Origin of the sequence: Streptomyces sp. M92, from assembly GCF_028473745.1 — a bacterium.
In the GTDB taxonomy this organism is placed as follows: Bacteria; Actinomycetota; Actinomycetes; order Streptomycetales; family Streptomycetaceae; genus Streptomyces.
Genome location: NZ_CP101137.1, coordinates 4,469,708 through 4,495,818, shown reverse-complemented (window position 1 = coordinate 4,495,818; position 26,111 = coordinate 4,469,708). Strand labels below are relative to the sequence as shown.

Sequence of the window (26,111 nt, the reverse complement as noted above, 5' to 3'; positions counted from 1 at the left end):
GTGCGAGCGCCGGAAGAGGGGGTGCCGGGCGCGGTGGCCCCGGCGGGACGGCGGGCGGAGGTCCGGCGTCCTCCGCCCGCCGCCGTTCCGGTTGCCCCGAGGGGCGATTACCCCGGAGGGCGGTTGCCCCGAAGGGGCGGGCAGCCCTAGGAGGGCAGTTCCTTCAGCTGGATATTGCGGAAGGAGACCTGGTCGTCGGCGCCGTGGTTCTGCAGGCCGATGTAGCCGTCGGTCAGGCTCCGCTCGGGGTCCTTGTTGGTGAAGTCGTTGATCTTTACTCCGTTGAGGAACACCTGGAGGCGTTCGCCGCGGACCTTGATCTCGTAGGAGTTCCACTGGCCGGGTGGCCGCAGGACCTGGTCACGGGCCTTGATGTTCGCCGACTTGAACGAGTAGACGGAGCCCGTGGTGCGGTCGGGCGCGTCGGTGGCGTCGATCTGGATCTCGTAGCCCTTGTTCACCGCGGACCAGGGGTCGTCGGAGGCCGGGAAGCCCACGAAGATCCCGGAGTTGTCGTCGCCCCGCATCTTCCAGTCGAGCTTGAGGGAGTACGACTCCAGCTCCTTGGCCTGGTACCAGAGCAGGCCCATGCCGCCCTCGGACCGCATGGTGCCGTCCTTGACGGTGAACTGGCCGGGGCCGCCCTGCTTCCAGCCGTCCAGGGTCTCGCCGTTGAAGATGTCCCGGTAGCCCTTGGCCGGCTTGCAGTCGGCCTTGACCTGGCCGGTGGCGTACCGCATGCCGCCGAGCAGGTGGGCGCGGAAGGCCTCGTCGGCGTAGGACTCCTTGGTGTGGCCCATACCGGTGTAGAAGGAGCGGCCGCCGCCGTAGCTCTGGCACCAGGCGATCGGGTGGTCGCCCTTCATGTTCCCGCCGTCGTAGCTGGTCTCGTCGAGGGTGGCGAGGACCTTGGCCTGCTCGCGGGGGTTGGTGCGGTAGTTGTACCACTCGTCGGTGCGCTCCCAGGTGTCGCCGAGGTGCGCGGTGGACGGATGGTCGTGGTCGTGGACGCGCACGGTGGCCTTCTGGATGGCCGGGTGCGAGTCGAAGTAGGCGCCGACCAGGCCGCCGTAGAACTCCCAGTCGTACTCGGTGTCGGCGGCGGCGTGGATGCCCATGTAGCCGCCGCCGTTCTCGACGTAGCTCTCGAACGCCTTCTGCTGGTCGGCGTTGAGCACGTCACCGGTCGTCGACAGGAAGGCGACCGCGTCGTACTTGGCGAGGTTGGCCGCGGTGAACTGGCGGGCCTCCTCGGTGGCCGTGACCGAGATGCCGGCCGGGGCGCCCAGTTCCTTCAGGGCGGCGATGCCCTCCGGGATGGAGTCGTGGCGGAAGCCGGCCGTCTTGGAGAAGACCAGGACCTTCTTGCCCTTCTTGAACGGCTCCTTGGAGAACTCGAAGTCGTCCACGTCGTAGAGCGCGCCGTCCCCGCCGCGGAAGACCAGGTAGATCTCCGTGGTGCGTCCCGGGAGCGACCGCAGCGGCACGTCGACGTTCTGGAACGTCTCCCAGCTGCCGGTCGGCGGAATGTACGCGGAGCCGTGCAGCTTGCCGGTGGGCGAGCCGGTGCGCAGCTCGATGAAGCCGCCGGAGCCGCCGGAGGAGGCGCGAACGGTCAGCTTCTTCTGCCCGTCGAACTTGTAGGGGCTGAAGGAGATCCAGTCGCCGTCGTTGATGTCGCCGACGGTCTTGCCGCCGTTGGCGCCGGACTTGTCGTACGTCCTGATGCCCGACTGGGTGGTGAAGTGCTCGGCCTGGCGGTGCGGCGGCTGGATCACGGTGCGCGCGGTGCCGGTCAGGGCTTCCTGGCCGCCTGCCCCGCCGTCGGTGTAGCTCGCGCCGACGACGCCGTAGATGTTGGCGTTGGGGTCGTGGCCGCCGTCGCCGGGCGGCGGGTTGAGGGTGCCCTGACAGCCCGTCTCGCTGGTCAGCTCGTGGGCGTGGGAGTCGTGGCCGAGGCTGTAGACGACCTTGACCTTGGAGCAGTCGACCGTCTCCTCGGGGTCGGTGACCTTCACCTTGAAGGGGACGGGCTCCCCCATGGGCAGCAGGGTTCCGTTGCCCGGGACCTCGATCTTCACCTTGGGCTCGGTGTTGCCGACGACGACGCGGACGCTGGCGTTGCCGGTGTTGCCCTCGGGGTCCTCGGCGGTGAAGGTCGCGGTGTAGGTACCGACCTTCTTGTACTTGTGGGTGGGGGCCAGGCCCTCGCCCTCGGTGCCGTCGCCGAAGTCCCAGCTGTAGGTGAGGTCCGGCGAGTCGGCGTCCTTGGCGGAGGCGGTGAACCCGACCTTCAGGCCGGCCGCGCCGGACGTCTTGTCGGCGCTGACTTCCGCGATCGGTGAGAAGCCGTCCTCGGCGTTCTCGATCCGGTACAGCGCGGAGTGCTCGTCGCCCTGGAACCAGGAGACACCGTAGTCGAGGACGTAGAGCGCGCCGTCGGGGCCGAACTCCATGTCCATGATCTGGGTGCCGGTCCACGGGAAGTCGTTGATCTTCGCGACCGTACCGTCAGGTCCGTCTTCGGTCTGCTCGATCCGCTTGATCCAGCGGCGGCCGAACTCGCCCGCGAAGAAGTCGCCGTCGAACTCCTCCGGGAACTTCACCGAGGAGTCCAGCTCCGGGTCGTAGCGGTAGACCGGGCCGGCCATCGGGGACTCGGAGCCGCTGCCGAACTCGGGGACGCTGCCGCCGTCGTACGGGATCCAGGCGGGCTGGGCGGGCGGCAGGTCGACCAGACCGGTGTTGTGCCGCGAGGTGTTCTTCGGGGCGGCGCAGTCGAACTTCTCGCCGGAAGCACCGGTGGCGAAGTCGTGGTCGACGTAGGCGTCGTTGGCGCCGGTGCAGAACGGCCAGCCGAAGTTGGCGGCCTCGGTGACCTTGGCGAACTCGACCTGGCCCGCCGGGCCCCGGTTCGGGTCGGCGGTGCCGGCGTCGGGGCCGTAGTCACCGACGTAGACGGTGCCGGTCTTGTCGTCGACGCTCATCCGGAACGGGTTGCGAAAGCCCATCGCGTAGATCTCGGGGCGGGTCTTCTCGGTGCCGGGGGCGAAGAGGTTTCCGTCCGGGACCGTGTACGAGCCGTCCTCGGCGACCTTGATGCGCAGGATCTTGCCGCGCAGGTCGTTGGTGTTGCCGGAGCTGCGGCGGGCGTCGAAGGCCGGGTTGCGGTTCTCCCGCTCGTCGATCGGCGTGTAGCCGTCGGAGGCGAAGGGGTTGGTGTCGTCGCCGGTGGACAGGTAGAGGTTGCCCTCGGCGTCGAAGTCGATGTCGCCGCCGACGTGGCAGCAGGTGCCGCGGGAGGCCGCGACGTCCAGGACCTTCTTCTCGCTGGCCATGTCCAGCGTGCCGTTGGGGTTGAGGACGAAGCGGGAGAGGCGGTTGACGCCGTCGAACTTCTCGAAGTCCTCGGCGGTGCCGGTCTCGGGGGCGTCGCCCGCGGGGGTGTCGAGCGGCGGGGCGTAGTAGAGGTAGATCGCCCGGTTGTTCTCGAAGTCCGGGTCTACACCTACGCCCTGCAGGCCCTCCTCGTCGTGGCTGTAGACGTCGAGCCTGCCGGCGACCTTGGTGACGCCGCCCTGGTCGGTGATGCGCAGGGTGCCGTCGCGCGAGGTGTGCAGGACGCTGCGGTTCGGGAGGACGGCGAGCGACATCGGCTCGCCCGTCTCGGGCTCGCCCTTGGCGAGCGGTACCTGCTGGAACCGCCCCTCGGCGGCGGCCGGCGCGTCGGCCGCCGGCTGGGCTCCGGCGACGGTCGCCGGGGTGCCCACGGCCAGCATCAGGCCGGTGGCCAGGGCGAGGGCGGTACGGAACGCGGGACGCCTCGTGGTGCGGGTGCCTCTGGGTCTGCTTCTGTGCACGAAGTCCCTCCGGGAACGGGATGGGCCGTACGGGATGGTGCGAAGACGTGCGGTACGTGCGAGAGGAGACGTGCGGTGCGGGCGCCGGGGTGCGCCGTCACCCCGGAGGCGTGAGTGTCCTGAACACTTCAGCGACGGTAGCCGCGTTCGTCCTGAGCCAACAGCCCCAGGGCCGGAAATAGTTGAACTTCATCTCATCACAGGACAAAGCGGCATCCGGGCAGGCCGGACCGGGGACCGGCAGGGGCGCTTCCGGGCCTCCCGGTCCCCGCCCCGGCCTGCTGCCGGGCCTGCGGATCAGCTGTTGAACGCGGCGTCGAAGGACGCGGTCGGCGGCTCGAAGTCGAATGCCTTGAGCCGGGTGAGGGCCTCGGGGGCGCCCTGGAGGCGGTCCATGCCGGCGTCCTCCCACTCCACGGAGACGGGGCCCTGGTAGTCGATGGAGCGCAGCATCCGGAAGACGTCCTCCCAGGGGACGTCGCCGTGGCCGGCCGACACGAAGTCCCAGCCGCGGCGCGGGTCGCCCCACGGCAGGTGGGAGCCGAGCCGCCCGTTGCGGCCGTCGAGGCGCCTGCGGGCCTCCTTGCAGTCGACGTGGTAGATCCGGTCGCGGAAGTCCCACAGGAAGCCGACCGGGTCGAGGTCCTGCCACACGAAGTGCGAGGGGTCGAAGTTGAGACCGAAGGCCGGGCGGTGGTCCACCGCCTCCAGCGCCCGCTGGGTCGTCCAGTAGTCGTAGGCGATCTCGCTGGGGTGGACCTCGTGGGCGAACCGCACGCCCTCGGCGTCGAAGACGTCGAGGATGGGGTTCCAGCGGTCGGCGAAGTCCTGGTAACCCCGTTCGATCATGGAATCCGGGGCGGGCGGGAACATGGCGACCAGGTGCCAGATCGCCGATCCGGTGAAGCCGATGACGGTGTCGACGCCGAAGCGCGCGGCGGCCCGCGCGGTGTCCTTGATCTCGGCCGCGGCCCGCTGCCGTACGCCCTCGGCGTCGCCGTCGCCCCAGATGCGGGCGGGCAGGATGGCCTCGTGGCGTTCGTCGATGATCGCGTCGCAGACGGCCTGGCCGACCAGGTGGTTGGAGATCGCCCAGCACTTCAGCCCGTACTTGTCGAGCAGCTGGTGGCGCGAGTCCACGTAGGACGGGTCGGCCAGCGCCTTGTCGACCTCGAAGTGGTCGCCCCAGCAGGCGAGTTCCAGACCGTCGTAACCGAAGTCGCGGGCGAGCCGGCAGACCTCCTCCAGCGGCAGGTCCGCCCACTGGCCGGTGAAGAGAGTGAAATTGCGTGGCACGGGACGCTCCTGTTCAGACCACTACGGGGGTGTAGACGGAGTTCTTCTCGGCGCTCTCCTCGACCGCCGCCAGCACGCGCTGCACCTGCAGCCCGTCGGCGAAGGACGGTTCGGGCCGGCGGCCCTCGGCGACGGCGTGGACGAGGTCGCGCACCTGGTGGACGAAGGTGTGCTCGTAGCCGAGGCCGTGGCCCGGCGGCCACCAGGCGTCCAGGTAGGGGTGCTCGGGTTCGGTGACAAGGATGCGGCGGAAACCGGCGTGCTCCGCCGGTTCCGTACCGTCGTGGTACTCCAGCTCGTTGAGCCGCTCCAGGTCGAAGGCGAGCGATCCGCGCTCACCGTTGAGTTCGATGCGCAGGGCGTTCTTGCGGCCGGTGGCGTAGCGGGTGGCCTCGAAGGAGACCAGGGCGCCGGAGGTGAGGCGGCCGGTGAACACGGCGGCGTCGTCCACGGTGACCTGCCCGGTGCGGCCGTCGGCGGAGCCCGCCGACAGGCCCCGGGCGGCGCCCTCGGGCAGCGGGCGTTCCCGTACGAAGGTCTCGGTGAGGGCGGAGACGCCCGCGATCCGCTCCCCCGTCAGGTACTGCGCGAGGTCGACGATGTGGGCGCCCAGGTCGCCGAGGGCTCCCGAGCCGGCCAGTTCCTTGCGCAGCCGCCAGGTCAGCGGCGCCTTCGGGTCGACCAGCCAGTCCTGGAGGTACGTGACCCGCACGTGCCGCAGCCGGCCGACGCGGCCCTCGGCCACCATCCGCCGGGCCAGGGCGGTGGCGGGTACCCGGCGGTAGTTGAAGCCGGCCATGGCCAGTTGGCCGCGGGCGCCGGCCTCCTCGGCGGCCCGGGTCATCGCCTCCGCCTCCGCGACCGTGTTGGCCAGCGGCTTCTCGCACAGCACGTGCTTGCCGGCGGCGAGCGCGGCCAGCGCGATCTCGGCGTGGCTGTCGCCGGGGGTGCAGATGTCGACGAGGTCGATGTCGTCCCGTGCCACCAGGGTCCGCCAGTCGGTCTCGGTGCTCTCCCAGCCGTGCCGGTCGGCAGCCGTGCGGACGGCGTCGGCGTCCCGGCCGCAGATGGCCGCCTGTACCGGGTTCAGCGGCAGGTCGAAGACCCGGCCGGCGGTGCGCCAGCCCTGGGAGTGTGCGGCGCCCATGAAGGCGTAGCCGACCATGCCGACGCGCAGTGGCGGTCTGGTCGCGGACGCCCCCGTCGCTCCGGTCCCGGTTCCGTTGCCGGCCCCGCTCCCGGTGGCCGACCGGTGTTCCCCGGCCCCCTCGGGCTGCTGCGGCTGTCCCATGCGGATGTCCTCCTCGTCGTCGTGGCGCGGTGGGGGGTGGGCTCCGCCCCGGCCGGCTGGTCGGGCCGGTCCGGGGCGGCGGCCCTCACTTGAAGCCCGTGGACATGTACTGGTCGACGTTCTCCTTGTCGACGACGGCCGAGTAGCAGGTGACGGTCGACGGGATCTCGAACTCGGCGAGGCCGCTGACCCCCTTGCCCTGGCCGAGCGCACGGGCGAGGTCGATGGCGGAGGCGGCCATGGTCGGCGGGTACAGCACGGTCGCCTTCAGCACGCCGCTGTCCGCCTTGATGGCCTGGAAGGCGGAGAGCGCGCCCGCGCCGCCGACCATCAGGAAGTCGTCGCGCCCGGCCTGCTCGATGGCGCGCAGCGCGCCCACGCCCTGGTCGTCGTCGTGGTTCCACAGGGCGTCGAACTGGGACTGGGCCTGGAGCAGCTGCGCCATCTTGGCCTGTCCCGACTCGACGGTGAACTCGGCGGCCTGGCGGGCCACCTTCTGGATGTTCGGGTAGTTCTTCAGGCCGTCGTCGAAGCCCTTGGTGCGCTGCTGGGTCAGCTCCAGGTTGTCGAGGCCGGCCAGCTCGATGACCTTGGCGTTCTGCTTGTCCTTGAGCTTCTCGCCGATGTAGTGGGCGGCGTTGAGGCCCATGCCGTAGTTGTCGCCGCCGATCCAGCAGCGGTAGGCCTGCGGGCTGTTGAAGATGCGGTCGAGGTTGACGACCGGTATCCCGGCGCGCATCGCCTTGAGTCCGATCTGGGTCAGCGCCTTGCCGTCGGCGGGCAGGATGACCAGGACGTCGACCTTCTTGTTGATGAGGGTCTCGATCTGGCCGATCTGCTGGGCGGTGTCGTTGGAACCCTCGGTCACCTCCATGGTGACGTCGGAGTACTTCTCGGCGCGCTTCTCGGCCTGGTCGTTGACGGCGTTGAGCCAGCCGTGGTCGGCCAGCGGGCCGGCGTAGCCGATGGTGACCTGCTTGCCCGGCTTGTCGTCGGCGGCCGGCTGGGTGTCCGCGGCCTTGTCGCCGCCGTCGTCGGGTTCGTTGCTCGTGCACCCGGTGAGGACGGCACCGGCGGACACGGCGGCGGCTCCGAAGAGCAGCCCTCTGCGGCTCGTGAGGTTCGTCATGACGGTGGACCCTTTCCTCAATGCGTGCTTGCGGTACGGCGCTGGACCAGCACGGCGGCGACGATGATCGCTCCCTTGGCGATCTGCTGGACGGCGGTCTCGAGGTTGTTCAGGGCGAAGATGTTGGTGATGGTGGTGAAGATCAGGACCCCGAGCACGGAGCCGACGATGGTGCCGCGGCCGCCGCTGAGCAGGGTGCCGCCGATGATCGCGGCGGCGATGGCGTCGAGTTCGTAGAGGTTGCCGTTGGTGTTCTGGCCGGAGCCGGCCAGGGAGATCAGCAGGAAGGCGGCGATGCCGCAGCACAGCCCGGACAGCAGGTAGAGGTAGAGCCGCTGGCGGCGGACGTCGATACCGGCGAGGCGTGCGGCCTCCGGGTTGCCGCCGACGGCGACGGTGCGGCGGCCGAAGGTGGTCCGGTTGAGCACCAGCCAGCCGATGACGGTGACGGCCGCGAAGACCAGGACCAGCGGCGGGACGCCGAGGACGTAGTAGTCGCGCTCGGCGAGGTCCAGGACACTGGGGACCGTGACGACCTGGGTGCGTCCGTCGGTGATCTGGAGCGCGAGACCGCGGGCCGAGGCCAGCATGGCGAGGGTGGCGATGAACGGGACCATGCGGCCGAAGGCGATGAGCACCCCGTTGACCAGTCCGCAGCCCACTCCCACCACGATCGCCGTGAAGAGGATGCCGAAGAAGCCGAACTCCTGGGTGGCGACGGTGGTCGCCCACACCGACGCCAGGGCGACGATGGCGCCCACGGACAGGTCGATGCCCCCGGAGATGATCACGAAGGTCATGCCGACGGTGACGACACCGATCACGGACGCCTGGGTGAGCACCAGTTGGAGGTTGCGGGTGTCGAGGAACGAGTCGGGCTGGGTGATGCCGCCGATGAGGACCAGTGCGGCGAGCACGCCGAGCAGGGTGAGGGTGCGGACGTCGGCGCGGCCCAACTGGACCCGCCAGGCGGGCGGACCGTCCACCGGTGCCGCCTTGCCGGTGCCGTCCCGGGGCGGGGACACGTGCTGCGTCATGACGCCGGGCTTCCTTCCATCACGAGGTCGAGTACGCGGTGTTCGTCGAGTTCGCGGGCGGGGGCCTCGTGCACGACCCGGCCCTCGCGCAGTACCAGCACGCGGTCGGCGAGGCCGAGTACCTCGGGCACCTCGCTGGAGACCAGCAGGACGGCGAGGCCCTCGTCGGCGAGGCGGCGGACGACCGCGTAGAGCTCGGCGCGGGCGCCGACGTCGACGCCGCGGGTGGGTTCGTCGAGCAGCAGGACCTTGCAGCCGCGCAGCAGCCAGCGGGCCAGGACCGCCTTCTGCTGGTTGCCGCCGGACAGGGTGCGCACGGGCACGGAGGGGTTGTCGGGCCGCAGGGACAGCTCCCGGGTCGCCGCGCGCGCCGCGTCCAGTTCGGCGCCGCGGTCGAGCCAGCCGCCGCGCGAGAAGCGGGACATGGCGGAGACCGACACGTTGCGGGTGACGGACTCCAGCATCAGCAGGGCCTGCGCCTTGCGCTCCTCGGGGGCGAGCCCGAGCCCGGCGCGGACGGCGGCGCGCACGCTGCCCGGCCTGAGCGGGCGTCCCTCGACGAGGACCTGGCCGGTGCCCGCCTTGCGGGCGCCGTAGACCGTCTCCAGGATCTCGGAGCGGCCGGAGCCGACGAGTCCGGCGAGGCCGACGATCTCGCCGGGCCGGACCTCCAGGTCGAGGGCCTCGAACTCGCCCTCGCGGGACAGTCCCCTGACGCTCAGCACGGGCTCGCCCGCGGGCGGCGCGGCCGGCCGTTCCGGGAAGACGTACTCGACGTTGCGGCCGGTCATCAGCGCCACGACGTCGCGGGTGGGCGTCGACTCGGCGGGCAGCCCGCCCGCGACGGCCCGGCCGTCCTTGAGGACGGTGACCCGGTCGCCGATGCGGCGGATCTCCTCCAGGCGGTGCGAGATGTAGACGACGGCGACGCCGTCGGCGGTGAGGTCGGCGACGATGCGGAAGAGGTTGTCGACCTCGTCCGGGTCGAGCGCGGCGGACGGCTCGTCCATCACGATCAGCCGTACGTCGTGCGAGAGCGCACGCGCCATGGACACGATCTGCTGCTGCGCCGCCGAGAGCTCCCCGACGAGCCGCCCGGGGTCGACCTCCGGGTGCCCGAGCCGCTTCAGCAGCGCGGCCGTCGACTCCTTGGCGGCCTTCCCGCGTACGACGAAACCGGCCGAGGTCGGCTCGTGGCCGAGGTGGACGTTCTCGGCGACGGACATGTGCTCCACCAGGTCGAGTTCCTGGTAGATGGTGGCGATGCCGAGGCGCATGGCCGCGATGGGCGAGCGCAGCGTGACGTCCTCGCCGCGCCAGCTGATGGTGCCGGTGTCGGGCTGGTGGGCGCCGGCCAGCACCTTGATGAGGGTGGACTTGCCGGCGCCGTTCTGGCCGAGCAGGCAGTGCACCTCGCCGGCCTGGACGTCGAGGTCGACGCCGTCCAGGGCCCGGACTCCGGGGAACGACTTGGTGATGCCGGACATGCTGAGCAGCGGTGGTTCTGGTGCCATGTGAGGTCCCCTCGGCGGGCATGCGGGCCGGTGTCAGGGCAGAGCAGGGCAGGGCTGAGCAGATCATGGACAGGACGGGATGGAACAGGGCATACCGGGGTAGGGCGCTGTGCCGGGTGGTGCTGTGCGGGCCGTGAAGGCGGACGGTGGTGCCTACGCGGGTGAGAACAGGTGGTCGCTGATCAGCCGGGCTCCGCCGATGACTCCGGCGGAGGGGCCCAGCTCGCCCAGGACGATGGGCAGGTTGCCGGTCGCCAGTGGCAGCGACTGGCGGTAGACCTGGGTGCGGATCGCGGCGAGCAGATTGTGGCCGAGGCCGGTCACCCCGCCGCCGATCACCACCAGGCCCGGGTTGAAGAAGCTGACCAGACCGGCGATGACCTGGCCGGTGCTCCGGCCGCCCTCCCGGATCAGGTCGAGCGCGGTGGCGTCGCCCGCGGCGGCCGCCGCGGCGACGTCGGCGGCGCTGAGGCCCCCGCTCGCCTCCAGCCGGCCCGCGAGTTCGGCCGACCGCCCCTGCTGGGCGGCCTCGGTGGCGTCGCGGGCCAGGGCCGCGCCGCTGAAGTGGGCCTCCAGGCAGCCCCGGTTGCCGCAGGCGCACGGGCGGCCGTCGGGCACGGCCTGGATGTGCCCGATGTCGCCCGCGCTGCCCGTCGTACCGCGGTAGACCTCACCGCCGACGACGATGCCGCAGCCGATGCCGGTACCGATCTTGACGACGAGGAAGTCGTGCACGGTGCGGGCGACGCCCGCGTGCTGCTCCCCCAGCGCCATCAGGTTCACGTCGTTGTCGACCATGACCGGGCAGCCGAGTTCCTGGCTGAGCGCCTCCCGCACGGGAAAGCCGTCCCAGCCCGGCATGATCGGCGGGGCCACCGGCACGCCCTCGGGGAAGCGGACCGGCCCCGGGACGCCGATGCCGGCGCCGTCGAAACCCTCCGCGAGCCCCGAGGCACGCAACTTGGCGGCCATGGCCAGCACCTGCTCGAAGACCGCGACCGGTCCCTCGCGTACGTCCATGGGCTGGTTGATGTGCCCGAGGATCTCCAGCTCGGCGTTGGTGACGGCGACGTCGACCGAGGTCGCGCCGATGTCGACGCCGAGGAAGCGCAGTTCGGGATTGAGCCGGACGTTGTGGCTGCGGCGTCCGCCGCGCGAGGCGGCGAGCCCGTCGGCCACGACCAGCCCGGTCTCCAGCAGCCGGTCCACCTCGACGGCCAGCTTCGACCGGGAGAGGTCGACCTGGTCGCCGAGCTGGGCGCGGGAGTTGGGTCCCGAGTCGCGCAGCAGCTGGAGCAGTCGCGCCTGGTGGGTGTTGGCGGGTCGTGCGGTCATGCGTCTCACGAGCCCCTCCCCGCCTCAATCGGCCTTGAGTGTACCGGTTTCCGGCCACGTTCCTTGGCTTGCTTTCGGAGGGAACGTAGCAGTGGGCGCCCGGCGTGGGAAGAAGTCACGCACGAATTCCTGCGAACTTTCTCCACTGAGTGGACAAAGACGGGTCGGGTGTTCGCGGGCCCGGAACGCGGCAGAGCCGCCCGGCCATCGCGCCGGGCGGCCCGTGGACAGCCGCTGACCTCGTGTTCTCCTCCGCGATCCCTACGCTTCACCGCGTGCGTGGTAGGAACGCCGGGTGTGTTCGGTGTGCTCGCGCATGAGCCGCGTCGCCGTCTGCTCGTCCCGGTCGGTGATCGCGGTGATCAGCCGACGGTGCTCGATCCAGGACTGCCGGCCGCGCTGGCGGGCGATGGGCGTGTAGTACCAGCGGACCCGGCGGTCGACCTGCGCGGCGAGCTCGGCCAGGACGGCGTTGCCGGCCAGCTCCATGATCTTCGCGTGGAAGCGGGCGTTGGCGGCCACGGCCGCGTCCACGTCGTCCGCGGCGACGGCCGCCTCCCCCTCCTCGCACAGCTCCTCCAGGGCCGCCACGCCCACACTGGAGGCGTTCGCGGCGGCGAGCCGGGCGGCCTCGGCCTCCAGCAGCGTACGGACCGTCAGCAGCTGGTCGGCCTCCTCCTCCGTCGGCTCGTGCACGAAGGCCCCCTGCGCGGGCCGCAGATCGACCCAGCCCTCGGTGTTGAGCCGCTGCAGGGCTTCCCGCACGGGCTGCCTCGACACCCCGAGGTGGCCGGCGAGTTCGCTCTCGACGAGGTGCTGGCCGGGCCGGAGGGCCCGGGTCGTGATGAGTTCCAGCAGCGCCTCGTAGACGCGGTCGCGCAGCGGGCCGGGCCGTTCGAGTCTGGGCACCGCGCCCTGCGGCAGTCCTGCGGACAACATCGGTCCCCCTCGGAAGCGTGACGCCGGGCAGTGATTGTCTTTCGTCTACAGTCTACGGCGCGCATGTCCCGGCGGAGAGGGGTGTGGTACGTCACACCCGGGCCGTGCAGGCGGTGTTCAGGGGCAGCGGACGACCTGTCCGGCGTAGGAGAGGTTGCCGCCGAAGCCGAAGAGCAGCACCGGGTCGCCGCTGGTGATCTCGCCCCGCTCGACCAGCTTGGCGAGGGCGAGGGGGATGCTCGCCGCCGAGGTGTTGCCGGACTCCACGACATCGCGGGCGACGACGGCGTTCACGGCGCCGATCTTCGCGGCCAGGGGTTCGATGATGCGCAGGTTGGCCTGGTGCAGGACGACCGCGGCGAGGTCGGAGGGCGCGAGCCCGGACCGCTCGCAGGCCTGGCGGGCGATGGCGGGCAGCTTCGTGGTGGCCCAGCGGTAGACGCTCTGGCCCTCCTGCGCGAACCTCGGCGGGGTGCCCTCGATACGGACCGCGTTGCCCATCTCGGGCACCGACCCCCACAGCACGGGCCCGATCCCGGCCTCCTCGCCCGGCGCGCAGGCCTCCACCACGACCGCCCCCGCCCCGTCGCCGACCAGCACGCAGGTGGTGCGGTCGGACCAGTCGGTCACCTCGGACATCTTGTCGGCGCCGATGACCAGTGCCCGGCCGGCCGAGCCGGCCCGGACGGCGTGGTCGGCGGTGGCCAGGGCGTGGGTGAAGCCCGCGCAGACCACGTTCACGTCCAGCGCGGCGGGCCCGGGGATGCCGAGGCGGGCCGCGACGCGGGCGGCGGTGTTCGGGGAGCGGTCGATCGCCGTGGAGGTGGCGACCACGACCATGTCCACGTCGGCGGGCGTCACCCCGGCCGCCGCGAGCGCCTTGGCGGCGGCGTGGCCGGCCAGCTCGTCGACCGGCTCGTCGGGCCCGGCGATACGGCGGGAACTAATGCCGACCCGGCTCCTGATCCACTCGTCGCTGGTGTCGACCATGCCCGCCAGGTCCTCGTTGGTGAGGATTCCGGCGGGCTGGTAGTGGCCGACGGCGGTGATCCGGGAGCCGTGGTGCATGGGTGGAGTCCTCGCTGCCTCGGGTACGGGATCCACCAGTGTGATCAGTGACCGACGGGTACGAGGGCAGGTGAAGCGACAGGAAACGGCCGTCCGCCTTGTCGGCTTCGGTCAGCATCCCGGACGCTTCCGGGGCGTCACCCGGTGAACAGCTGGGTGGCCTTGCGGACGAGTTCGTACAGACCGTAGGCGAGCGGCGCCCCCACCCACAGCCAGGTGAAGGCGATCAGCGGCCGCCGGGAGGGGAGGTCAGGCGGACTCTGGCTGCTGTCGTGGGACATCGACGGCCTCCTTCCGCGCCGGGGCGGCGGACACGTGGTGGCGGGGGTGGACGGGGCGGACGAGCTCGTTGGCGACGAAGCCGACGACCAGCAGCCCGATCATGATGACGAAGGAGGTGCCGTACAGGGCGGCGCCGTGCTTGCCGGCCTCCTCCTGCCGGTCGGCGATCCAGTTCACGATCAGCGGCCCGAGGACGCCGGCCGCGGACCAGGCGGTCAGCAGCCGGCCGTGGATCGCGCCGACCTGGTAGGTGCCGAAGAGGTCCTTCAGATAGGCGGGGGCCGCGGCGAAGCCGCCGCCGTAGAAGGAGAGGACGACGAGGGCGCACAGCACGAACAGCGGCTTGGAGGAGTCGCCGAACAGGGCGATCAGCGTGTACATCAGCGCGCCGACGCCCAGGTAGACGCGGTAGATGTTCTTGCGTCCGATCAGGTCGGAGGCCGAGGACCAGCCGATGCGGCCCGCCATGTTGGCCGCCGACAGCAGCGCCACGAACCCTGCGGCGGCCGTCACCGAGACCGGTGCGGAGGTGTCGGCGAAGAAGTCGGTGATCATCGGCGCGGCCTTCTCCAGGATGCCGATGCCCGCCGTGACGTTCATGCAGAGCACGACCCACAGCAGCCAGAACTGCGGGGTGCGCATGGCGCCGCGCGCCGAGACCTGGACGCCTTCGAGGGCGACCGGGCCGCCGTCCGCCCGTTCCTCCGGGCGCGGCACCCGCACCAGCAGCACGCCCAGCAGCATGAAGACGGCGTACGCGAGCCCGTGCACGAGGAAGGCGAGGGCGATCCCGGAGTTGTCGGTGCCGAAGGACTTCAGCATCTGCGCGGACCAGGGCGAGGCGATGAGCGCGCCGCCGCCGAAGCCCATGATGGCGATGCCGGTGGCCATGCCGGGGCGGTCCGGGAACCACTTGATGAGTGTCGAGACGGGCGAGATGTAGCCGATGCCGAGGCCGATGCCGCCGACGAAGCCGTAGCCGAGGACGATCAGCCAGTACTGCTCCACCGCCGCGCCGAGCGCGGAGAGCAGGAAGCCGGACGAGAAGCAGACCAGGGCGACGGTCATCGCCCAGCGCGGGCCGTGCCGTTCCACGAGCGTGCCGCCGAAGGCGGCGGACAGCCCGAGCATGACGATGCCGAGCTGGAAGGGCAGCGCGCTCTGCGTGCCGCTGAGGCCGAGCGCGGACTCCAGGGGCGGCTTGAACACGGACCAGGCGTAGGCCTGGCCGATGGAGAGGTGGACGGAGAGCGCGGCGGGGGGAACGAGCCAGCGGCTCCAGCCCGGGGGCGCGACGGGGGGACTCATGGGTCCCCAACCGTAGGGACATGGAAAGCGGTTGAGAAGACGGTTGAGCGGACAACCACCGTCCTTGCACAAAGCCTTGCCGGGCCAACTTCCATACTGTAGACAATATTTCGTCGACATCATCATCGACGCCGCCTCCCTCATCGACAGTTCCGCGGTATCCCTCGACCGGACGGAGCTCGCCCACCATGAAAGTCGCAGTCCTCGGCGCCGGGGCGATCGGCGCCTACGTCGGTGCCGCGCTCCATCGTGCGGGCGCCGACGTGCACCTCATCGCCCGCGGACCGCATCTCGCGGCCATGAGGCAGTACGGAGTACGGGTGCGCAGTCCGCGCGGCGACTTCACCGCGCACCCCCGCGCCACCGACGACCCCGCCGAAGTCGGCCCGGCCGACTACGTGTTCCTGGGCCTCAAGGCGACCTCGTACGCGGCGTGCGGGCCGCTGATCGAGCCGCTGCTGCACGGCACCACGGCGATCGTGGCCGCCCAGAACGGCATTCCCTGGTGGTACTTCCACCGGCACGGCGGTCCTTACGACGGCCGCCGCCTGGAGAGCGTCGACCCCGGCGGCGCGGTCAGCGCCGTGCTCGCGCCCGAACGCGCCGTCGGCTGCGTCGTCTACGCGGCCACCGAACTCGAACAGCCCGGCGTCGTACGCCACGTGGAGGGCACCCGCTTCTCGGTCGGCGAACCGGGCCGCGGCGTCTCCGCGCGCTGCCTGGCGCTGAGCGGGGCGATGCGCGCGGGCGGCCTGAAGTGCCCGGTCGAACCGGACCTGCGCCAGGACATCTGGCTGAAGCTGCTGGGCAACATCTCCTTCAACCCGATCAGCGCCCTGGCCCGCGCCACCATGCGCCAGATGTGCCTGCACGGCGGCACCCGCCGGGTCATCGAGACGATGATGACCGAGACGCTCGCGGTCGCCGCGGCCCTCGGCTGCGAGGTCGGCGTCTCCATCGAACGCCGGCTCGCGGGCGCCGAACGGGTCGGCGACCACCGCACCTCCACGCTCCAGGACCTGGAGCGCGGCAAGCCGCTCGAACTCGACGTCCTGCTCGCCGCCGTCGTCGAACTGGCGGAGATCACCGGGGTTCCGGTGCCCACCCTGCGCACCGTGCACGCCCTGTCCGACCTGCTCGCGCTGAGGAGCGCCGCATGAGGAAACGGCAACCGAAGACCTACACCCGCCTCACCCATCCCCTGGTCCGCGACTCGCGCGACGAGCCCTTCCGCCGCGCCTGTTGGGACGAGGCCCTGGACCGCACCGCCCGGGGCCTGGCCGCGGCGCGCGGCGCGTTCGGCCTGTTCTCCTGCGCCCGCGCGACCAACGAGATGAACTACGTCGCCCAGAAGTTCGCACGGGTGGTCATGGGCACCCACAACGTCGACTCCTGCAACCGCACCTGCCACGCCCCGAGCGTCGCCGGACTCTCGGCCGCCTTCGGCTCGGGCGGCGGCACCTCCTCGTACGAGGAGATCGAGCACACCGACGTCATCGTGATGTGGGGCTCCAACGCCCGCTTCGCCCACCCCATCTTCTTCCAGCACGTGCTGAAGGGAATCCGGGGCGGCGCCCGCATGTACGCCGTCGACCCGCGCCGCACCTCCACCGCCGAGTGGGCGGAGAGCTGGCTCGGCCCGAACGTCGGCACCGACATCCCGCTGGCGCACGCGGTCGGCCGCGAGATCATCCACGCGGGGCTCGTCAACGAGGCGTTCGTCGAACGGGCCACCACCGGTTACGAGGAGTACCGGGCCCTCGTCGAACCGTGGACGCTCTCCCTCGCGGAGAAGGTGACCGGCGTGCCGGCGGCCGCCGTCCGCGACCTGGCGCACGCCTACGCCCGCGCCGAGCGCGCCCAGCTGTGCTGGACCCTCGGCATCACCGAGCACCACAACGGCACCGACAACGTCCGCGCGCTGATCAACCTCGCCCTGCTCACCGGCCACGTCGGCCGCTACGGCTCCGGTCTCCAGCCGCTGCGCGGGCAGAACAACGTGCAGGGCGGCGGCGACATGGGTGCGATCCCCAACCGGCTGCCCGGCTTCCAGGACGTCCTGGACGACGGTGTCCGCAGGAAGTTCGAGACGGCCTGGGACACGGCCGTCCCGGCGCACCACGGCCTCACCCTCACCCAGATGTTCGAGGCCATGGACGAGGGCACGCTGCGGGCCGTGTACTGCATCGGCGAGAACCCGGCCCAGTCGGAGGCCGACAGCGACCAGGCGGTGCGCCGCCTGCGGTCGCTGGACTTCCTCGTCGTCCAGGACATCTTCCTCACCCGCACCGCCGAACTGGCCGACGTGGTCCTCCCGGCCACCGCGGGCTGGGCGGAGACCGAGGGCACCACCACCAACAGCGAGCGGCGCGTCCAGCGCGTGCGCCGGGCCGTGACCCCGCCCGGCGAGGCCCGCGAGGACATCGACATCCTCTGCGACCTGGCGGCGCGCCTCGGCCACGACTGGAAGTACGCCGACGCCGAGGCGGTCTGGAACGAGCTGCGCTCCCTCTCGCCCGACCACCACGGCATGACCTACGCGCGCCTGGAGGAGCACCAGGGCATCCAGTGGCCGTGCCCGAGCACCGAGGAGTTGGAACCGACGTATCTGCACGGCAGGTTGTGGGACCCGGACCCGGCACGCCGCGGCCCCCGCGCGCCCTTCGGCCTCGTCCGGCACGACCCGCCCGTGGACCTCACCGACGAGGAGTACCCGATCCGCCTGACCACGGGCCGGCGCCTCGACTCCTACAACACCGGTGTACAGAGCGGAGGTTACGCCTCTCCTCTGCGGCGCGGCGAGTCCGTCGAACTGTGCCCGGAGGACGCCGAGCGCTACGGGGTCGTGGTGGGCGAGGAGGTACGTGTGACCTCGCGGCGCGGGTCGCTGCTCGCGCCCGTCTGGGTCGACACGGCGCTGCGTCCCGGGCTGGCCTTCATGAGCTTCCACTTCCCCGACGAGGTGGACACCAACCAGCTGACCATCGAGGCCAACTGCCCGATCGCCGGGACGGCGGAGTTCAAGGCCTCGGCGGTCCGGATCGAGAAGGTGAGCAGCGGTGGACCTGCGCTTCGGTGACAGCAAGCCCGCGGACGAGGAGCGCGAGGCCGTCGACGCCCTGCTCGGCCCGCCCGAGTCGTCCTGGGAGGGCGCCGACCGCACCGACGCGGACCTCAGGTGGGCGCGGGGCGGCAGGCAGGCCCGCGACCGCCGCGACCTGCTCCTCCCGGCCCTGCACGCGGTCAACGACCGGGTCGGCTGGATCAGCGAGGGCGCCCTGGACTACGTGTGCCGCCGTCTGACGGTCCCTCCGGCCGAGGCCTACGGCGTGGCGACCTTCTACGCGATGTTCTCCGTCCGCCCCCGCCCGGCCACGGTTCTCCACGTCTGCACCGACCTGGCGTGCACGGCGGCGGGCGCGGCAAAGCTGTGCGCGGACGTGGAGCGGCGGCTGGGTCCGGAGAGCGGGGTGAAGGTCGAACGCAGCCCGTGCCTGGGCCTGTGCGAGCGGGCACCGGCGGCACTGGTCGTGCGAGCGGGCAGGCCCTCAGCCCTTCCGGCGCAGGGTGGCTGTCCAGCCCGTCCGGCGTTCGAGGACGAGGCCGTCCAGGCCGAAGCGGGGGTGCGGGGGCGCAGCCCCCGGGGACGGGACGGGGAGGGGCGGCGGGGGCGAGACACCCTCCACGCCACCGCCGTATGCGCCCCCGCAACCCCGGCCACCGCACTCCACGCGGTCACCGCCCCGGAATCGGCCCCCGCCGAGCCCGCCCCCGCCCTCGCCGTCCCTCAGACCGGCGACCCCGACGCCGCCCTCACCCTCCTCGCCCGCATCGGCACCACCGACCCCGCCTCCCTCGACGACTACCGCGCCCACGGCGGCTACGCCGCCCTCCGCCGCGCCTTCGCCCTCGGCCCCGCCGGCGTCATCCGCGAGGTCACCGACGCCGGCCTGCTCGGCCGCGGCGGCGCCGCCTTCCCCACCGGCCGCAAGTGGCAGGCCACCGCCGCCCGGCCCGACCACCCGCACTACCTCGTCTGCAACGCCGACGAGTCCGAACCGGGCACCTTCAAGGACCGCGTCCTCATGGAGGGCGACCCGTACGCACTCGTCGAGGCGATGACCGTCGCCGCGTACGCGACCGGCGCCCACCGGGGCTACCTCTATCTCCGCGGCGAGTACCCGCGCGCCCTCGCCCGCCTGACCCACGCCGTCGCGCAGGCCCGTGCCCGCGGGCTGCTCGGCGACGACGTCCTGGGCCAGGGCTACGCCTTCGACATCGAGATCCGGCGCGGCGCGGGCGCGTACGTCTGCGGCGAGGAGACGGCCCTGTTCAACTCCATCGAGGGCCACCGGGGCGAACCGCGTTCCAAGCCGCCGTTCCCGGTCGAGAAGGGGCTGTTCGGCAGGCCCACGGTGGCGAACAACGTCGAGACGCTGGTCAACGTCCTGCCGATCCTCACCATGGGCGCCCAGGCGTACGCGTCGATCGGCACCCCCGCCTCCACCGGCCCGAAGCTGTTCTGCGTCTCGGGCAGCGTGGCCCGCCCCGGGGTCTACGAACTCCCCTTCGGCGCGACGCTGGGCGAACTGCTCACGCTCGCCGGCGCCCGGGACAACCTCCGCGCGGTCCTGCTCGGCGGCGCCGCCGGCGGCTTCGTGCGCCCCGGCGAACTCGGCATCCCCCTCACCTTCGAGGGCACCCGCGAGGCGGGCACGACACTCGGCTCCGGGGTCGTGATGGCCTTCGACGACACGGTGCCCCTCCCCCGCCTGCTGCTGCGCATCGCCGAGTTCTTCCGCGACGAGTCGTGCGGACAGTGCGTGCCCTGCCGGGTCGGGACCGTGCGCCAGGAGGAGGCGCTGCGCCGGATCGCCGAGCGCACGGGAGCCGACGCCTCCTTGGACATCACCCTTCTGCGCGAGGTCGGCCGGGCGATGCGGGACGCCTCGATCTGCGGCCTGGGGCAGACCGCGTGGAACGCCGTGGAATCCGCCATCGACCGTCTGGGGGCCTACGAATGACCGCGATCGAGCTCGGCGTGCCGCGCCGGCTGGTGGAGTTCACCCTCGACGGGCAGGAGGCCCGGGTCCCCGAGGGTTCGACGATCCTCGACGCCTGCCGGGCCGCCGGGAAGGACGTCCCGACGCTGTGCCAGGGCGACACGCTCACCCCGAAGAACGCCTGCCGGGTCTGCGTGGTCGAGGTCGAGGGCGCCCGCACCCTCGCCCCCGCCTGCTCCCGACGGGCGGAACCGGGCATGGTGGTGCGCACGGACACCGAGCGGGCCCGGCACAGCCGCAAGGTCGTCCTCGAACTGCTCGCCTCCTCCGTCGACCTGTCCACGACCCCGCAGGCCGCCGGGTGGCTGAAGGAGTACGAGGCGAAACCCGGCCGCTTCGGCCCGGACGCGGCCCGGGTCGACGAGGAACCGCGGATCGACAACGACCTGTACGTCCGCGACTACGGCAAGTGCATCCTCTGCTACAAGTGCGTGGACGCCTGCGGCGACCAGTGGCAGAACTCCTTCGCGATCTCCGTCTCGGGGCGCGGCTTCGACGCCCGGATCTCCGTCGAGCACGACGCCCCGCTGACCGACTCGGCGTGCGTCTACTGCGGAAACTGCATCGAGGTCTGCCCCACCGGGGCGCTGTCCTTCAGGTCGGAGTTCGACATGCGCGCGGCCGGCACCTGGGACGAGGAGCGGCAGACGGAGACGACCACCGTGTGCGCGTACTGCGGTGTGGGCTGCAACCTCACCCTCCACGTGCAGGACAATGAGATCGTGAAGGTCACCTCCCCGCACGACAATCCGGTGACCCACGGCAACCTCTGCATCAAGGGCCGCTTCGGCTACCAGCACGTACAGAACCGGGACTGACACACATGGGACGAGTCACGGAACGACGCAAGGTCATCCGCATCCGGGGCGGGGCGGTCTCCGCCCGGCCGGACACGCTCGTCGCCGAGGAACCACTGGAGATCCGGCTGAACGGCAAGCCGCTGGCGATCACGATGCGCACCCCGGGTGACGACTTCGCGCTGGCGGCCGGCTTCCTGGTGAGCGAGGGCGTGCTCGCCGGCCAGGACGACCTGCGGAACATCGTCTACTGCGCGGGTGCGAAGGAGGACGGCTCGAACACGTACAACGTGGTGGACGTGCGGACCGCCGCGCACGTGCCGGTCCCGGACATCACCCTGGAGCGGAACGTCTACACCACTTCCTCCTGCGGCCTGTGCGGCAAGGCGAGCCTGGACGCGGTGCGCACGACGGCCCGATGGCCCATCGCCGACACTCCCCCGGTCCGCGTCACCCCCGGACTGCTGGCGGGGCTGCCCGACCGGCTGCGCGCCGCCCAGCGGGTCTTCGACCGCACCGGGGGCCTGCACGCGGCGGCCCTGTTCGACGACGGCGGTGAACTGGTCGACGTACGGGAGGACGTGGGCCGGCACAACGCGGTCGACAAGCTGGTGGGCCGTGCGCTGCGGAACGGGGACCTGCCGCTGTCCCGCTCGGTGCTGCTGGTGTCGGGCCGGGCCTCGTTCGAGCTGGCGCAGAAGGCCGTGATGGCGGGCATCCCGGTGCTGGCCGCCGTGTCGGCGCCGTCCTCGCTCGCGGTGGACCTGGCCGCCGAGACGGGGCTGACCCTGGTGGGCTTCCTGCGCGGCGACTCCATGAACGTGTACGCGGGTGAGGACCGCGTCGTCCTCGGGGCCGCGGCCGTCCGGGGCTGACCGGCTCCCCGCGGCACGGCGGCGGGGCCCCGACCGGCGGGGAGCGCCCCCTGCGCCGCAGGGGCCCCGCCGTGATCCGGGCCCCCGGGAGCCCGGGTGCCGTACGGCGACACGCGAGCGAACGAATGGGGCGTATCAGACGCCTGACGCCCTGATCTACTGATGCCCTGACGACCGGCTCCGACCAGCCGCCTGAAGGGCAGACCGCTCCATGCCGTCACCTCCCCGCACACGTCCGCGCTCCCCCCTGCTCGCACTCGCCGCCCTGTTCGCCCTGGCCGCCTCCGCGCTGCCCGCCCCCGCCGTCCACGCCGAAGGCCGGGGCAGGGCCGGGGAGTTCGAGCAGCGGGTCCTCTTCCGGGCCGACCAGGACCGCGGCGGCTACGCCTGCTTCCGCATCCCGGCGATGGTGCGGACCACGGAGGGCACCCTGCTGGCCTTCGCCGAGGGGCGGGTCCTCGACTGCGGGGACGCCGGCGACATCGACATCGTCGTCAAGCGCTCCACGGACGGCGGGCGCACCTGGGGCCCGCTCCAGGTCGTCAACGAGGGCGGCGGCGACACCCACGGCAACCCGGCGCCGGTCGTGGACCGCGCCACCGGGCGCGTCCTGCTGCTCGAGACGTACAACGCGGGCCGCACGGACGGCGGCAACTGCGCGGTGCCCTGCGCCCGCACGCCCCACCTCCAGTACAGCGACGACGACGGCCGTACCTGGTCCGCGCCCCGCGACCTGAGCGACCAGATCCTGCCGCCCGGCTGGAACTCCTGGTACGCGACCGGCCCCGTGCACGGCGTCCAGCTCACCGGCGGCAGCCACGCCGGGCGGCTGGTGATCGGCGTCAACGCCGAGACCTGGGACGACGGCCGGGTCACCGCCAACCACGCGGCGCTCGTGGTCAGCGACGACGGCGGCGAGCACTGGAAGGCCGGGGCCACCGACACCTGGCCGGTGGCCGCCGACGGCACCTTCCGGCAGAAGCCGTCCGAACTCACCCTCGCCGAACGCGCCGACGGCTCGCTCCTGGTCAGCGGCCGGGAGGAGAACGGCACCGACCTCGGCCACCGCACCCAGGCCGTCAGCCGTGACGGCGGCGACAGCTTCGCCGCGCCGTTCCGGGCCCTGCCTGACCTGTACACCCCGCAGGTGCAGGGCGCCGTGCTCCGGCTCGGCGACCGCCTCCTGCTGTCCGCCCCCGCCGACCCCGACCGCCGCCGCACGATGACCGTCCGCTCCTCCTACGACGGCGGGGCGACCTGGGACAGCGTGGACCGCGGCACGGTCGTCACCCGGGACTGGTCCGGCTACTCCGACATGGCGGCCGTGGACGACGACGGGACGGTGGGCCTGCTGTACGAGGCCGGGCCGGTGGACGCCCGGGACGAGATCCGCTTCGCCCGATTCACCGAGGACTGGCTCCAGCCGCGCCGGGACGCCGGCCCCACCACCCCCGACCTCGGCTTCGGTGCCGCGCCCGCGGCCGTGCTGGGGGGCGCCGGGACGACGGAGGGCGCGGTGGGCGGCGCGCTCGCCCTCGACGGTGCCGACGACGCCGTACGCCTGCCGTACGACGAGCGGCTGCCGCTGGGGAGCGGGGACTTCACGGCGTCGCTGTGGTTCCGGTACTCGGCGGACGACGGGGAGCAGCCGCTGCTGTGGATGGGCGGGATCGGCACCCGCCGGCCCCAGGTGTGGTTGCGCGCCGAGCCCGGCAGCGACCGGATCCAGGGACTGATCACCGCGCGCGACGGCGGGGCGGCCCCGCGCTCGGCGTGGGTGCGTACCGACGGTGCCCACAACGACGGCCGCTGGCACCACCTGGCGCTCCGGCGCGGCGGCGGCCGGCTGACCCTCTTCCTCGACGGCGCGGCGGTCGGCACGGCGGACGTCCCCGGATCGGTGAGCCGCTACTCGCCGTTCGGCGTGCACATCGGCGAGCGGATGGACGGCCGGGCCCGCTTCACCGGCGCGATCGACGAGGTGCACGTGTGGAACCGGGCCCTGACCGACGAGGAGATCGCGGCCGGCAACCCGCCCTCGGCGCTGGGGAACACCGTGCTGCACCTGCCCATGGACGAGGTGTCGCCGGGCGGGTGAGACCACCGCCCCGGGTCAGCGGCCTCCGGCGCCCGCCGCCGCGCGTTCGGGAGGGGCGGCACCCTCCTCGGCGTCCGCCTCCGGGTCGTGCGACCGGCGCTTGGCGATGACCGCGCACACCATCAGCTGCATCTGGTGGAAGAGCATCAGCGGCAGCACGGCCAGCGAGGCCTGGGCACCGAACAGGACGCTCGCCATCGGCAGTCCGGCGGCGAGGGACTTCTTCGAACCGGCGAACTGGATCGCGATCCGGTCCGCCCGGCCGAAGCCCAGCGCCTTCGCCCCGTACCAGGTCAGCAGCAGCATCACGGCGAGCAGCACGGCCTGGACCGCCAGCAGCCCGGCCATCCGCGCCGGGCTCACCTGGTGCCAGACACCCTCGACCATGCCCTCGCTGAACGCCGTGTACACGACGAGGAGGATCGAACCGCGGTCGACGAGCCCGAGCACCTTCTTGTGCCGGGCGACGAACCCTCCGATCCAGCGGCGCAGCACCTGCCCGGCGGCGAACGGCACCAGCAGTTGCAGCACGATCTCCACCACCGAGTCGGCGGAGAACCCGCCCCCGTCGCCGCCCAGCAGCGCGGCCGCCAGCAGCGGCGTCACGACGATGCCGACCAGCGAGGAGAAGGAGCCCGCGCAGATCGCGGCGGGCACGTTGCCGCGGGCGATCGAGGTGAAGGCGATCGACGACTGGATGGTGGACGGCACCAGGGTGAGGAAGAGCAGGCCCTGGTAGAGGGGGTCGCTCAGGAAGACCGGGACGAGTCCCCGTGAGGCGAGGCCCAGCAGCGGGAAGACGACGAACGTGCAGGCCAGCACGGTGACGTGGAGGCGCCAGTGCCGCAGGCCGTCCGTCGCCTCACGGGTGGAGAGCCGGGCCCCGTAGAGGAAGAAGAGGAAGGCGATCGCGGCCGTGGAGGCACCGGAGGCGACGTCCGCGCCCGCACCCCGGGCCGGCAGCAGTGCCGCGAGGCCCACCGTCCCGAGCAGCAGCAGGATGTACGGGTCGATCGGCATCCAACGCGGCCGTCGCAGGCGTCTCACGGTGCTCCACTTGCTCGTTCTGCTCTGTCTACTCTGTCTGCTCTGTCTGCTCGTTGTACTCGTCTGTCGCGTTCCCGGGGCTCACGGGTCCCCGCTCCATCCTGCTCCCCCGCCCCGCGATCGGGAATCCCGTACACCGCTCTGACTGTCATCACGAACAGCGATAGGCTGGCGGAATGTACGAGCCGTCCCACCTGCGTACTTTCCTGTCGGTGGCACAGACGCTGAGCTTCACCCAGGCGGCCCGGCGGCTGGGGCTGCGCCAGTCGACCGTGAGCCAGCACGTGCGGCGGCTGGAGGACGCCGCCGGCCGGCAGCTCTTCAGCCGCGACACCCACTCCGTGGAGCTGACGGAGGACGGCGAGGCGATGCTCGGGTTCGCGCGCCGGATCCTGGAGGTGCACGAGCAGGCGTCGGCCTTCTTCGCCGGTACGCGGCTGCGCGGGCGGCTGCGGTTCGGGGCGTCCGAGGACTTCGTGCTCACCCGGCTGCCGGAGATCCTGGAGGGCTTCCGGCACGACCACCCCGAGGTCGACCTGGAGCTGACGGTGGAACTGTCGGGGACGCTGCACGAGCAGCTGGCCGCCGGGAAGCTGGACCTGGTTCTGGCCAAGCGGCGGCCCGAGGACCCGCGGGGCGAGCCGGTCTGGCGCGACCGGCTGGTGTGGATCGGCGCGGAGCGCCTGCGTCTCGACCCGGACCGTCCGGTGCCGCTCATCGTCTACCCGCCGCCCGGCATCACCCGCGCGCTGGCCTTCGACGCCCTGCAACGGCAGGGCCGCGAGTGGCGCGTCGCCTGCACCAGCGGCAGCCTGAACGGGCTGATCGCGGCCGCTCGCGCCGGTCTCGGCGTCATGGCGCACTCGCGGGGACTGATCCCGCCCGGCCTGGTGCGGGTGCCGGACCGGGCCGGGCTGCCGGAGCTCGGCCGGGTCGACTTCGTCCTGGTGCACGGCAGGCGGCGTCCCTCGGCGCAGGGCGCGGCGGACGCCCTGGCGGCCGCGATCCTGGCGGGCGGCGACCGTCTGCACCGATCGAGACGGGCCGCTCTCGGGTAGCCGGGCGACGCGTGGTGTGACACCTTCCCCGCCGCCCGCGCTGTAGGAGGGGAGGGCGTCGGCCGCCCCGCGACCGGCGGTAAGCGGGTCGTACAGATTCGGTGGAGATTACGC

19 protein-coding genes are annotated in these 26,111 nt (G+C 72.1%); 7 read left to right on the top strand and 12 right to left on the bottom strand.

Annotation, left to right across the window (positions count from 1 at the left end; genetic code table 11):
* Nucleotides 1–146: 146 nt before the first annotated feature.
* From M6G08_RS20285 to M6G08_RS20235, 11 genes are all read right to left on the bottom strand, one after another.
* Nucleotides 147–3,860, bottom strand: coding sequence for a ThuA domain-containing protein (locus M6G08_RS20285; RefSeq protein WP_272588578.1), 3,714 nt, complete (start codon nucleotides 3,858–3,860; stop codon nucleotides 147–149).
* 297 nt (nucleotides 3,861–4,157) lie between these two features.
* Nucleotides 4,158–5,156 (bottom strand): sugar phosphate isomerase/epimerase family protein, encoded by a 999-nt coding sequence (locus M6G08_RS20280; RefSeq protein WP_272588577.1) that lies wholly within the window; start codon nucleotides 5,154–5,156, stop codon nucleotides 4,158–4,160.
* A gap of 13 nt (nucleotides 5,157–5,169) precedes the next feature.
* A complete protein-coding gene (locus M6G08_RS20275) occupies nucleotides 5,170–6,447 on the bottom strand; it encodes a Gfo/Idh/MocA family protein (RefSeq protein ID WP_272588576.1) in 1,278 nt (425 codons plus the stop codon).
* A gap of 85 nt (nucleotides 6,448–6,532) precedes the next feature.
* A complete protein-coding gene (locus M6G08_RS20270) occupies nucleotides 6,533–7,576 on the bottom strand; it encodes a substrate-binding domain-containing protein (protein WP_272588575.1) in 1,044 nt (347 codons plus the stop codon).
* Between the two features lie 17 nt (nucleotides 7,577–7,593).
* Nucleotides 7,594–8,613 carry an ABC transporter permease gene (locus M6G08_RS20265; protein ID WP_272588574.1) on the bottom strand — a complete coding sequence of 340 codons (1,020 nt, stop codon included), beginning with the start codon at nucleotides 8,611–8,613 and terminating at the stop codon, nucleotides 7,594–7,596.
* The gene (locus M6G08_RS20260) at nucleotides 8,610–10,127 is read right to left on the bottom strand and encodes a sugar ABC transporter ATP-binding protein (RefSeq protein ID WP_272588573.1); all 1,518 of its coding nucleotides are present in this window, start codon (nucleotides 10,125–10,127) and stop codon (nucleotides 8,610–8,612) included. The genes M6G08_RS20265 and M6G08_RS20260 overlap by 4 nt, the downstream gene beginning before the upstream one ends.
* Nucleotides 10,128–10,280: 153 nt before the next feature.
* Nucleotides 10,281–11,462: an ROK family transcriptional regulator gene (locus M6G08_RS20255; protein WP_272588572.1), complete on the bottom strand. Its 1,182-nt coding sequence runs from the start codon at nucleotides 11,460–11,462 to the stop codon at nucleotides 10,281–10,283.
* A 261-nt stretch (nucleotides 11,463–11,723) separates the two neighbouring features.
* The gene (locus tag M6G08_RS20250; protein ID WP_272588571.1) at nucleotides 11,724–12,401 is read right to left on the bottom strand and encodes a GntR family transcriptional regulator; all 678 of its coding nucleotides are present in this window, start codon (nucleotides 12,399–12,401) and stop codon (nucleotides 11,724–11,726) included.
* Between the two features lie 117 nt (nucleotides 12,402–12,518).
* The gene (locus tag M6G08_RS20245; protein WP_272588570.1) at nucleotides 12,519–13,469 is read right to left on the bottom strand and encodes a beta-ketoacyl-ACP synthase III; all 951 of its coding nucleotides are present in this window, start codon (nucleotides 13,467–13,469) and stop codon (nucleotides 12,519–12,521) included.
* A gap of 137 nt (nucleotides 13,470–13,606) precedes the next feature.
* Nucleotides 13,607–13,750, bottom strand: coding sequence for an MFS transporter small subunit (locus tag M6G08_RS20240; protein WP_272588569.1), 144 nt, complete (start codon nucleotides 13,748–13,750; stop codon nucleotides 13,607–13,609).
* The gene (locus tag M6G08_RS20235) at nucleotides 13,719–15,059 is read right to left on the bottom strand and encodes an OFA family MFS transporter (RefSeq protein ID WP_272588568.1); all 1,341 of its coding nucleotides are present in this window, start codon (nucleotides 15,057–15,059) and stop codon (nucleotides 13,719–13,721) included. Before M6G08_RS20235 ends, M6G08_RS20240 begins: the two co-directional genes overlap by 32 nt.
* A gap of 188 nt (nucleotides 15,060–15,247) precedes the next feature.
* Here M6G08_RS20235 and M6G08_RS20230 point away from each other — a divergent pair, with 188 nt between their 5' ends.
* The 6 genes from M6G08_RS20230 (at nucleotide 15,248) to M6G08_RS20205 (ending at nucleotide 23,892) form a co-directional block, all read left to right on the top strand.
* Nucleotides 15,248–16,219, top strand: a complete 972-nt coding sequence (locus M6G08_RS20230) for a 2-dehydropantoate 2-reductase (protein WP_272588567.1) — start codon at nucleotides 15,248–15,250, stop codon at nucleotides 16,217–16,219.
* Nucleotides 16,216–18,138 carry a molybdopterin oxidoreductase family protein gene (locus M6G08_RS20225; RefSeq protein WP_272588566.1) on the top strand — a complete coding sequence of 641 codons (1,923 nt, stop codon included), beginning with the start codon at nucleotides 16,216–16,218 and terminating at the stop codon, nucleotides 18,136–18,138. The genes M6G08_RS20230 and M6G08_RS20225 overlap by 4 nt, the downstream gene beginning before the upstream one ends.
* A complete protein-coding gene (locus M6G08_RS20220; RefSeq protein ID WP_272588565.1) occupies nucleotides 18,119–20,083 on the top strand; it encodes an NAD(P)H-dependent oxidoreductase subunit E in 1,965 nt (654 codons plus the stop codon). Before M6G08_RS20225 ends, M6G08_RS20220 begins: the two co-directional genes overlap by 20 nt.
* A complete protein-coding gene (locus tag M6G08_RS20215) occupies nucleotides 20,080–20,940 on the top strand; it encodes a 2Fe-2S iron-sulfur cluster-binding protein (protein WP_272588564.1) in 861 nt (286 codons plus the stop codon). The genes M6G08_RS20220 and M6G08_RS20215 overlap by 4 nt, the downstream gene beginning before the upstream one ends.
* A gap of 5 nt (nucleotides 20,941–20,945) precedes the next feature.
* Complete coding sequence (fdhD, locus tag M6G08_RS20210) at nucleotides 20,946–21,794, top strand: formate dehydrogenase accessory sulfurtransferase FdhD (RefSeq protein ID WP_272588563.1); 849 nt, start codon at nucleotides 20,946–20,948, stop codon at nucleotides 21,792–21,794.
* Nucleotides 21,795–22,005: 211 nt separating this feature from the next.
* A complete protein-coding gene (locus M6G08_RS20205) occupies nucleotides 22,006–23,892 on the top strand; it encodes a sialidase family protein (protein ID WP_272588562.1) in 1,887 nt (628 codons plus the stop codon).
* Between the two features lie 15 nt (nucleotides 23,893–23,907).
* Here the strand turns inward: M6G08_RS20205 and M6G08_RS20200 are convergent, their stop codons facing one another.
* The gene (locus M6G08_RS20200) at nucleotides 23,908–24,912 is read right to left on the bottom strand and encodes a bile acid:sodium symporter family protein (RefSeq protein WP_272588561.1); all 1,005 of its coding nucleotides are present in this window, start codon (nucleotides 24,910–24,912) and stop codon (nucleotides 23,908–23,910) included.
* A gap of 203 nt (nucleotides 24,913–25,115) precedes the next feature.
* On the opposite strand from M6G08_RS20200, the gene M6G08_RS20195 reads away from it, so the two are divergent.
* The gene (locus M6G08_RS20195) at nucleotides 25,116–25,997 is read left to right on the top strand and encodes a LysR substrate-binding domain-containing protein (protein ID WP_272588560.1); all 882 of its coding nucleotides are present in this window, start codon (nucleotides 25,116–25,118) and stop codon (nucleotides 25,995–25,997) included.
* Nucleotides 25,998–26,111: the final 114 nt, after the last annotated feature.